Source organism: Mycobacterium sp. 1482292.6, assembly GCF_001672995.1.
In the GTDB taxonomy this organism is placed as follows: domain Bacteria; phylum Actinomycetota; class Actinomycetes; order Mycobacteriales; family Mycobacteriaceae; genus Mycobacterium; species Mycobacterium europaeum_A.
Map to the genome: position 1 here is coordinate 25,139 of NZ_LZKV01000186.1, position 9,725 is coordinate 34,863.

13 protein-coding genes are annotated in these 9,725 nt (G+C 66.9%); 8 read left to right on the plus strand and 5 right to left on the minus strand.

Annotated features, from left to right (window positions below):
- Positions 1-2 precede the first annotated feature (2 nt).
- Genes A5624_RS18070 through A5624_RS18085 form a run of 4 tightly spaced genes read right to left on the minus strand, consistent with a single transcriptional unit; the run spans position 3 to position 2,951 of the window.
- On the minus strand, positions 3-599 hold the full coding sequence (locus A5624_RS18070; RefSeq protein WP_066868822.1) for a TetR/AcrR family transcriptional regulator: 597 nt from the start codon (positions 597-599) through the stop codon (positions 3-5).
- Positions 596-1,369 carry an SDR family NAD(P)-dependent oxidoreductase gene (locus tag A5624_RS18075; protein WP_066868824.1) on the minus strand — a complete coding sequence of 258 codons (774 nt, stop codon included), beginning with the start codon at positions 1,367-1,369 and terminating at the stop codon, positions 596-598. The genes A5624_RS18070 and A5624_RS18075 overlap by 4 nt, the downstream gene beginning before the upstream one ends.
- Positions 1,366-1,869, minus strand: coding sequence for a VOC family protein (locus tag A5624_RS18080; protein ID WP_082990601.1), 504 nt, complete (start codon positions 1,867-1,869; stop codon positions 1,366-1,368). The genes A5624_RS18075 and A5624_RS18080 overlap by 4 nt, the downstream gene beginning before the upstream one ends.
- Entirely contained in the window at positions 1,866-2,951 is a 1,086-nt protein-coding gene (locus A5624_RS18085; protein ID WP_066868861.1) for a dihydrodipicolinate reductase, read from the minus strand. The genes A5624_RS18080 and A5624_RS18085 overlap by 4 nt, the downstream gene beginning before the upstream one ends.
- 115 nt (positions 2,952-3,066) lie before the next feature.
- Here A5624_RS18085 and A5624_RS18090 point away from each other — a divergent pair, with 115 nt between their 5' ends.
- The 6 genes from A5624_RS18090 to A5624_RS18115 all read left to right on the plus strand — a co-directional run bounded on the left by A5624_RS18090 (position 3,067) and on the right by A5624_RS18115 (position 8,466).
- Positions 3,067-3,924: an SDR family oxidoreductase gene (locus tag A5624_RS18090; protein ID WP_066868827.1), complete on the plus strand. Its 858-nt coding sequence runs from the start codon at positions 3,067-3,069 to the stop codon at positions 3,922-3,924.
- Between the two features lie 47 nt (positions 3,925-3,971).
- A complete protein-coding gene (locus A5624_RS18095; protein WP_066868830.1) occupies positions 3,972-4,355 on the plus strand; it encodes a DUF1330 domain-containing protein in 384 nt (127 codons plus the stop codon).
- A 61-nt stretch (positions 4,356-4,416) separates the two neighbouring features.
- The gene (locus tag A5624_RS18100) at positions 4,417-5,772 is read left to right on the plus strand and encodes a wax ester/triacylglycerol synthase family O-acyltransferase (RefSeq protein ID WP_066868833.1); all 1,356 of its coding nucleotides are present in this window, start codon (positions 4,417-4,419) and stop codon (positions 5,770-5,772) included.
- Positions 5,773-5,778: 6 nt separating this feature from the next.
- Positions 5,779-6,264, plus strand: coding sequence for an NUDIX domain-containing protein (locus A5624_RS18105; protein WP_066868836.1), 486 nt, complete (start codon positions 5,779-5,781; stop codon positions 6,262-6,264).
- Position 6,265: 1 nt separating this feature from the next.
- On the plus strand, positions 6,266-7,171 hold the full coding sequence (locus tag A5624_RS18110; RefSeq protein WP_066868840.1) for a haloalkane dehalogenase: 906 nt from the start codon (positions 6,266-6,268) through the stop codon (positions 7,169-7,171).
- A gap of 35 nt (positions 7,172-7,206) precedes the next feature.
- Positions 7,207-8,466 carry a cytochrome P450 gene (locus A5624_RS18115; RefSeq protein WP_066868844.1) on the plus strand — a complete coding sequence of 420 codons (1,260 nt, stop codon included), beginning with the start codon at positions 7,207-7,209 and terminating at the stop codon, positions 8,464-8,466.
- On the opposite strand, the gene A5624_RS18120 is transcribed toward A5624_RS18115, so the two are convergent.
- A complete protein-coding gene (locus tag A5624_RS18120; protein WP_066868847.1) occupies positions 8,463-8,831 on the minus strand; it encodes a hypothetical protein in 369 nt (122 codons plus the stop codon). The genes A5624_RS18115 and A5624_RS18120 overlap by 4 nt on opposite strands.
- A gap of 84 nt (positions 8,832-8,915) precedes the next feature.
- On the opposite strand from A5624_RS18120, the gene A5624_RS18125 reads away from it, so the two are divergent.
- Both A5624_RS18125 and A5624_RS18130 read left to right on the plus strand, forming a co-directional pair.
- Positions 8,916-9,203: a hypothetical protein gene (locus tag A5624_RS18125; RefSeq protein WP_066868849.1), complete on the plus strand. Its 288-nt coding sequence runs from the start codon at positions 8,916-8,918 to the stop codon at positions 9,201-9,203.
- Positions 9,204-9,259: 56 nt separating this feature from the next.
- Positions 9,260-9,725: DUF222 domain-containing protein (locus A5624_RS18130; RefSeq protein ID WP_156749070.1), on the plus strand; the 466-nt coding region annotated here is incomplete at its 3' end.

Sequence of the window (9,725 nt, forward strand, 5' to 3'; positions counted from 1 at the left end):
GTCTACTTGCGTTTCCAATGCGGACTTTTGACCGCCTCCAGGGCATCGGTGACGTAACTATCCAGTGGCCGCGGCTTCCCGGACCGTCGCACCCATTGTTGGAATGCGAAATCGGCTGCCGCGAAGGCGAGTTGAACTAACAGGCCGGGGCGCAAATCGGTGTCCGGATCGACGCCCATCCGTTCACCGATGAGTTTGGTGGCCCGCTCCTTGTCGGCGGGCCGGTGCACCGTGACCTTGTCGAGCAGGTCGGGGACCACCAGCAGGGCTTCGCGCCATTCTTCGGTGTCGGTCTGCTCGAACGAGCGGGTCCGCGTGACGATGGCATTGATCAGCGCGACATCGGGTGACTCGCCGGCGGGCCGGCCCTCGAGAAGATTGACGATTGCGGCCCCGCCGTACCGCACCGGTGCCAGGAGGAGCTCCTCCTTCGCCGGCACATGCCGGAAGAACGTGCGTGGGGAAACCCCGGCGGCCGTGGCGATTTCCTCGGTGGTGACCGCCTCGTACCCGCGCTCGACGAACAGGCGGAACGCCGCGCGCCGGATATCGGCCCGGATCTGTGCGCGCTGCCGGTCGCGGAGCGACTCGCCGTTCATCGGAAGCAGCCGATCCCGCCGTCGACGTGAATGGTCTGCCCGGTGATGAACGTGGCGTCACTGCCGAGCAGGAACGCCACCAGCGCCCCCACGTCGGTGCGGACATCGCCGATGCGTTTCATCGGCACCCGCCCTACGGCCTTGTCGTACTCCTTGGGCGCGAACGACTTCCAGAACCTGACCCCGTCGGATTCGGCAAAGGGACAGATCACGTTGACGCGGATGTTGTCGCGACCCCATTCCAGGGCCGCCACCTTCGACAACCCGCGGATGCCTTCCTTGGCCGCGGCATAGCCGCCCCACTTCGGCTCACCGCCGGTGCCCGTGCCCGAACCGAGGTTCACGATCGACCCACCGCCGGCCTCGACCATCAGCGGGTGTACGGCCTGCATCAGCAGGAAGGTCGCGCGGGGACCCACGTCGTAGCCCAGCGCCAGGTCTTCGGTGGTGATGTCGACGAACGCCTTGGGTTCGTTGGTCGCGATGGCGTTGTTGACCAGGCCGTGCACCGTGCCGAAGGCGTCGACCGCAGCGGCCGCGATCCGCTGCGCGCTCTGCGGGTCGCGCAGGTTCGCGACCAGTTGTTCGGCCGGTCCGATCGCCTTGAGCTCGGCGCAGGTCCTGTCCAGAACCTCTTCCTGGATATCGACCAGCAGCACCTTCGCGCCGCGTTCGAGCAGCGCGGTCGCGACGCCCTTACCGACGCCCTGGGCGGCGCCGGTGACGATCGCGACGTGTCCGCGCATGGAATCGGGGTGGCTGTAGCTCATCTGACCGGTCCCATCTGCAGCTGCACACCGCGATGCATTTCGTAGGTACTTCGCGCGCCGTTGGGGAGTTCGATGAACTCCACCGGTGTGCCGTCCGGGTCCTTGACGAAAAACATTCGGACGCCGCCGATCTCGAAGGGCACCTGGTCGGGGGTGTAGCCGGCGTCGATGACGCGGCGGTGGGTGTCGTCGAGATCGGTGACCGACAGCGACAGGTTGTGGATGCCGGTGATGCCACGCCGCTGCTGCTGTTGGGGTTGGTTGGCGCCGATCGACAGCAGCTCGACCATCAGCCCGCCCAGCAGCCCGCCGACCACCCGGCCCTCGTGTTTACGGCTGGAGTGCAATGCCGCGTCGAAGGGCTCGCCGGAGATGAGGGTTTCGAAGACGACCTCCATGCCGAGCACGTCGCGGTAGAACGCCAGCGCGCGGTCCATGTCGGTGACGCCCACGACGAGATGACAGAACGAGACGTCGTCGAGGACGCCCTTGCCGGTCACGGCTTTTCCGCGGCGAGTGCAGGGGCGGGGCGCCCGGCGAACAGCGGCAGGTCGAGGTAGGTCTTGATGCCCGGCCCGGCCGCGCAGACGTCGGGAATGGCGTTGATGCAGTGATTGGCGGTGACCACGACGCCCGGATTCTTTACCAGTCCTTCCGCGATCGTCTCCGGTTGCAGACCCTTGAAGGTGAGGTTCACGTCGGGGTCGCCGGTGATCTCCACCTCGAAACGTTCACCCCGCCCGCCGAAATTCCAGGCCGGTTCCAGATTCTCCTCGCCCATCAGCCAGTTGACGGCCGCGGTGATGACCGGTTCGCCGTCGACGAGCGCCTGCCAGCGGAACCGGCGCGCGGCCACGGTGCCGGTCGTGATCGGGAAGGGGTCATAGTCGATGTCGGCGGTCGCCACGGCGACGTCCTGGATCGTCCGGATGTTGGGATCGATGCGAAATCCCATGTGGTCGGCGATCATTCGCACGGATTGTTTGAAGCCCGCTTCGAGAAGGCCGGCCATCGGTCCTTGGGTAGCTTCCTCGGGGGTGCCGCCGAATCCCATGATGTGGCGCACCACGTCCGGTGCGTTGTAGGTGCGGATGTCGGAGAACTCCTCGGCCCGCACGTGCGTCACCGCAGACGACAGCGAGGACACCATGAGCGGGAACCGCTCGGTGATGCCCCCCGGGTGGATGCCCGAACCATGCAGCGTCACACCGCTTTCCGTCGCGGCCTCGGCGACGGCCCGGTGACGCTTGTTGGCCGGATCGGGATAGACCCACCCGACGGGTGTGACCACGTTCTTGCCCGAGCGCAGGATCGCGATCACTTCGTCGTCGTTGGGTATCAGCGGGCTGTACATCACGCAGTCGGCGTCCAGCGCCAGTATCTCGTCCATGCTCGTGGTGGCGGTGACGCCGAGTTCACCGGTCCCAATGATCTCGCCGACGTCGACGCCGTCCTTGTCCGCGCTGTGCACCCAGCACCCCACCAGCTCCAGCCGAGGATGATTGATGACGCACGCGATCGCCGCCTTGCCCACGCCCCCGGTGGCCCACTGGATGACACGAAGCTTGGACGGGCTATTCATCATTGACCTCCCGGGCGGACGGTGCGCGGCCTTTACACACCGACGAATGAGATGGCAGGGTATGTCTCACTGACAGTGACTGTCAACAATCGACGGTTTCGGGAGAGGGTCTGTGATGAGCGTCCTCGAGGGCAAAATCGCGATCGTCACCGGCACCAGCCGCGGCGTGGGCGTGGGCATCGCCCATGAACTACTGCGCGCCGGCGCGACCGTGATCGGCTGCTCGCGCTCACCGCTGGACGCGATCCCCGGCATCGAACCGGACTGGGCGCACCGGGCCTCGCAAAAGGTGTGCGACCAGGGCGACTACCGGTCGATCGACGCGTTCGTCGCGGACGTCGTGGCCACCCACGGCCGGGTCGACATCCTGGTCAACAATGCGGGCGGCACCGTTCCGGCGCCCCACGCCGAGAGCATTCCCGAACTGGTGCAACGTATTCAGGGCGCGCCCGCCGCCGACGACGACTACGCGCGCACCGCCCTGTTTCACTCGTTCGCCGTGCAGATGAACCTGATCAGCCCGCTATGGTTCGCGATCCGCGCCTATCGGCAGATGCAGAACCAGGATGGGGTGGGCTGCGTCATCAACATCTCCAGCGGCGCCGGCCATCCTGCCGGATCGCCAACGCTGGTCTCCTATGGGGCGGCCAAAAGCGGCCTCAATCACCTCACCCGGTCGCTGGCCGAAGAGTGGGGACCCAAGGTGCGGGTCAACTGCATCGCCCTGGGGCCCACGATGACCGAGAACTTCCGATCGTTCGTGCTGCCCAAGGACGACCCCGATGGCGCAAGGTATTTCGCCGCCGTCCCGTTGCGCCGAGCCGGCGAACCCGCAGAGGTCGGACGGGTCTGCGTTTTCCTGGCCGGCGGTCAGGCCGACTTCGTCAACGGCACCACCATTGAATGCGACGGTGGCATGCTTCCCGGTGTGCTCTACGAGGCGGGACTGAAGACGATCACCGACCTGCTCTGACCGCCTTCGGCATCCGGCCAGACCAGAACCAGCGCAAGGAGATTCACATGAGCGGTCTAGAGCCCACGCCCGAGCAGTTCGCCGCGCTCGCCGCGCGACCGGCCGATGAACCGGTGGTGATGGTCAACCTGCTCAAGTTCAAACCCGAGGGCGGGCTGCAGAGCTACCTGCAATACGGCCGGGACGTGGTTCCCCATCTCGAGCGGGTGGGCGCCACCCTGCGTTATGCCGGGGGAGCACCGTCGGTGGTCATCGGCGATGGCGAACACCCTTGGTGGGACGCGATTCTCATCGTCGAATATCCGGCCCCGCAGGCCTTCATCGACATGGTGACGACCCCGGAGTATGCGAAGGTGCACGAGCATCGCGCCGCCGGCCTGGACCGCGGAGACCTGATCGCGACCTCGACATGGACGATGGCCTCCGAGTGACCTGACGCGTCCGATCGCGCTATGCCTTTCCGGATCAGACCGAAATGGGTCTAATGGGTGGATGGAACTGATAAAGCCCACCGACGCGATCTTCCTGCTGGGAGAATCTCGCGAACATCCCATGCACGTCGGAGGCTTGCAGTTGTTCGAGCCCCCGCCGGGCGCCGGCCGCGGCTTCGTTCGCGACCTCTATAAGAGCCTGGTCGCTCAGCGGGATTTCCAGCCCACGTTTCGCAAACATCCCGCGAGCTTCGTCGGCGGCATCGCCAGCCTGGGCTGGTCGTACGACGACGACGTCGACATCGACTACCACGTCCGGCGTTCGGCGCTGCCGTCGCCCAAACGCGTCCGCGAATTGCTCGAACTCACGTCGCGGTGGCATAGCAGCCTGCTGGACCGGCACCGCCCGCTGTGGGAGACCCACATCATCGAAGGTCTGAAAGACGGCCGGTTCGCTATCTACACGAAGGTCCACCACGCGCTGATCGACGGTGTCTCGGCCCAGAAGCTGATGCAGCGCGCGCTGTCGACCGACCCCGACGACCTCGAGATCCGCGCCCCGTGGGGACTGCGCAAACCCAAGCGCAAATCCGCCCCGTCATCTCCATTGCGCTCACTGGCCCGGACCGCGGGATCCGTTGCGGCACTGGCACCCTCGACGCTGGGTCTGGCGCGTGCCGCGCTGCTGGAGCAGCAGCTGACGTTGCCCTTCGGGGCGCCGAAGACCATGTTGAACGTCAAGATCGGCGGCGCTCGTCGCTGCGCCGCGCAGTCCTGGTCGCTGGACCGCATCAAAACCGTGAAGAAGGCCGCGGGGGTCACGGTGAACGACGTCGTGTTGGCCATGTGCTCGGGCGCCCTGCGCTACTACCTGCTCGAGCAGGACGCGCTACCGGACACGCCGCTGATCGCGATGGTCCCGGTGAGCCTGCGCACCGACGAGGAGGCCGACACCGGTGGCAATTTGGTCGGGGCCATTCTGTGCAACCTCGCGACCGACACCGACGACCCGGCGCAACGTCTGCTGACCATCAGCGAGTCGATGCGCAGCAACAAGAAGGTGTTCTCGCAGTTGCCGCGGCTTCAGGCACTGGCGCTGTCCGCCGTCAATACGTCGGCGCTGGCGTTGGCGGCGGTTCCGGGCTGGGTGACATCGACGTCACCCCCGTTCAACATCATCATTTCGAACGTGCCGGGGCCGACGCAGCCGATCTACTACGGGGGCGCCCGGCTCGACGGCAACTACCCGCTGTCCATCGCGCTGGACGGCCAAGCGCTGAACATCACCCTGGCCAACAACGCCGGGAATCTGGACTTCGGTCTGGTGGGATGCCGGCGCAGTGTGCCGCACCTGCAACGCCTGCTCGCGCATCTGGAGTCCTCCCTGAAGGACTTGGAACGCGCTGTCGGAGCATAGGATTCGATGGCGAAGCTGAGCGCGGGTGTGATGCTGTTTCGGATCCGCGATGGCGTCGTCGAGGTGTTGCTCGCGCATCCGGGCGGACCGTTCTGGGTCCGCAAGGACGACGGCGCATGGTCGATCCCGAAAGGGGAGTACACCGACGGGGAGGAGCCCTGGGTGGCCGCGCAGCGCGAGTTCACCGAGGAGCTGGGTCTGCCGGTGCCACCCGGACCGCGCGTCGACCTCGGTCAGCTGAAACAGTCTGGCGGCAAGGTAGTGACCGCTTTCGCCGTCGGCAGCGACCTCGACATCACCGATGCGCGCAGCAACACTTTTGAACTGGAATGGCCGAAAGGATCGGGCAAGCTGCGCGAGTTCCCCGAGGTCGACCGCGTGGGATGGTTCGCGATGGCAACCGCGCGGACCAAACTATTGAAGGGCCAGCACGGCTTTCTCGACCGGTTGATGGCGGACCCGGGCGTGGCCGGACTGTCCGAGGGAGCCTGACATGCAAACGTTGCGAACACCCGACGACCGGTTCGACGGGCTGCCCGAGTTCCCCTACCCGCCAAGGTATTGCGAGGTGCCCGACGACGAAGGCGGCGCACTGCGCGTGGCGTGGGTTCAGGACGGCCCGGACAGCGCCGACCCGATTCTCATGCTGCACGGCGAACCGTCGTGGTCGTACCTGTACCGCAAGATGATTCCGATTCTGGCCGCCGCCGGCCATCGCGTGATCTGCCCCGACCTCGTCGGGTTCGGCCGCTCGGACAAGCCGACCCGCCGCGAAGACCACAGCTACGCGCGCCATGTCGAGTGGATGCGGGCGACGGCCTTCGATGTGCTTGACCTTCGCAACGTCACCCTGGTGGGTCAGGACTGGGGCGGGCTGATCGGATTGCGGCTCGCCGCGGAGCATCCGGAACGTTTTGCCCGGGTGGTCGTCGCCAACACCGGGCTGCCCAACGGCGAGCAGCCCATGGCCGATGTTTGGTGGCGCTTCCGCGAAGCCATCACCTCGGCTCCGACGCTGGATGTCGGCGCGTTCGTCGCGGGCGGTTGTCGCACGCGGCTGAGCGAGCGGGTGCGGGCCGGTTATGACGCGCCGTTCCCCACTGACGACTACTGCGCGGGGCCACGCGCCATGCCCGGCCTGGTACCAACGTCGCCGGACGATCCCGCCGCGGCGGCGAACAAGTCCGCGTGGGCCAGGCTGTCGGCGAGCGCGACACCCATGCTGGTCGCGTTCAGCGACAGCGACCCGATCACCGGGCCGATGGCCGCAATCTTTCAGCGAGAGATGCGCGGCGCGCAGGGAATCGATCACCCGGTGATCCGGGGCGCCGGGCATTTCTTGCAGGAGGACGCCGGAGAGGAACTCGCCGGCCACATCGCGGAGTTCTTGCGCCGCTGAGTTGGGCGCTGCCGGGCGGCGGGCACAATGTCAGCATGACGACCGCGCCGACCGAGTCCACCAGACCCGACGAATTGTTGGTGCGGCTGCTGGACCCGGCGGTCCGGGCCGACCCCTACCCGCTGTTCGCGCAGTTTCGCGAACGGGGAGCGTTCGCCTTGCCGGAGGGCAACCTCGCGGTGTTCGCGAACTACCGCGACTGCGACGACGCGTTGCGCCACCCGTCATCGAGCAACGACCGGCTCAAGTCGACCGCCGCCCGCGCACAGATCGAGGCGCAGACCCAGCAGCTGCTCGAGGCGGGTGCCGAGGCGCCGCCGCAGACGCCGCCGGGGTTCTTGTTCCTGGACCCGCCGGACCACACGCGGCTGCGCAAACTGGTCAGCAAGGCCTTCGCGCCGAAGGTGGTGAGCGCGCTGCAACCCGACATCAGCACGCTGATAGACGGCTTGCTGGACCGGATCGCCGAAAAGGGGCGGTTCGAGGTGGTCGAGGACCTCGCCTACCCGCTGCCGGTGGCGGTCATCTGCCGATTGCTCGGCGTACCGCTCGAGGACGAACCGCATTTCAGCCGGGTGTCCGCGCTACTGGCCCAATCGCTGGACCCGTTCGTCGCCTTCACCGGAACGCCGTCGGACAACCTCAAGGAGCGGATGGACGCCGGAATGTGGTTGCGCGCCTACCTGCACGGCCTGATCGACCGGCGACGCTCGCGCCCCGGTGACGACCTGATGTCGGGTCTGATCGCCGTGGAAGAGTCGGGCGACCAGCTGACCGAGGAGGAGATCGTGTCCACCTGCGTCCTATTGCTGGTCGCCGGTCACGAGACCACCGTGAACCTGATCGGCAACGCCGTCCTGGCGATGCTGCGCCAACCGCCGCAATGGATCGCCCTCGGCGCCGACGCCAACCGCGCCCCGGCGGTCATCGAGGAGACGCTGCGCTACGACCCGCCGGTGCAGATGATCGCCCGAACTGCGGCCGACGGCATGGCAATTGGGGGCATCGAGGTGCCCGCCGGCGACATCATGATGCTGCTGACCGCCGCCGCCCAGCGCGACCCCGCCGAATACGACCGTCCCGACGTCTTCGACCCGGATCGAAAAGCCATGCGGCACTTGGGGTTCGGTCGTGGAGCACATTACTGCCTGGGCGCGCCGCTGGCCCGGCTGGAAGCCGGTGTGGCGCTGTCGGCGGTGACGGCGCGTTTCCCGAACGCCCGGTTGGACGGCGAGCCGCGGTACAAGACCAACGTCACGTTGCGCGGGCTGTCGCAGCTGATGGTCGCGGTCTAATCCCGCTCCCACGGCGGGCTTTCGTCCATCTTCTTGTAGTACTTCGCCAAGTGGCTCTTGATCCGATCGACATCGGCCGTGGGCACGTCGATACCGCCCCGCGCGCCGTCCATGATGGCGCCGGCCGCCATCACGCCGCGTGGCACGGCTTTGAGGTCGCCGTCGATGACGTCGGCGATCAGCAGCTTGTAGGCGGTGAAATTGTCCTTTTTGTCGCCGTCGTACCAGACGTGGGCGTCGCGGTACTTCTGGTTCGGACCGTCCTGGGCATCGGCCCACTTACGCACCCGCTTCTCGGCCGCGTCACCGTCCCACTTGCGGTCACGATCGGCCAACGGCAGATCTTGAAAGGCTGTGACTGACATGGTGGCCGCGTGCCCGCTGTAGTCGGGGCTTAAACGAGACCAAAACCGCTTACCCAAGCGGTAGCGTCGTGACGGGAGGCAACCATGAAGCGCAGCATCGTTGGTGGAACGGCTGCCCTGCTGACGGCCGCAGGGCTGATTGCCTCGGCGCCGCCCGCCGGCGCCGGCTGCCAGTACGGGGGACCCGTACTCAGCAAGTGCGACGGCCCCGTCCAGCCCGACGGCACCTGGCAACGTTGCGTCGCGGTCACCCGCCTGGTTCCCAATGGCGCCAGTTCCTACCTCGTGCCCGACAATCACTGCGGCCTGATGGGTCCCGGCCAGCAGCCCTCGGATTTCACCTTCGCCGATCCACCGACGCACATCGACTGAGCCGGGAACGTGGTTTGGGCGGCCGTGATGTCGTACCCGGTTGCGATGATGACGTCATGTCCCCGACCGCGACTGCAGCCAGCGTCGAAGCGTCCCCGAAGGAACGTCTCGGGGAGCTCTTCGACGAACTGGCGGAGTTGACCGGTCAGCGCAATGCGATTGATGGGCGCGTCGTGGAGATCGTGGCCGAGATCGATCGCGACGAGTTGTGCGGGATGACCGGGGCGCGGTCGGTGCCGGCGTTGGTGGCCTGGAAGACGGGGTGTTCGCCGGCAACCGCGCACACGATCGCCACCATCGCGAGCCGGCTGGAGGAGTTCCCGCGCTGCGCGGCGGGCATGCGCGAGGGCCGGCTGTCGCTGGACCAGGTTGGGGTGATCGCGGCGCGGGCCGGCGAGGGCTCTGATGAGCATTACGCCGAGCTTGCCGCGGTGGCCACGGTCAGCCAGTTGCGTACCGCGGTCAAGCTCGAACCGCGGCCCGACCCCAAGCCCCGGCCCGAGCTTGAGCGCTCGCTCACCG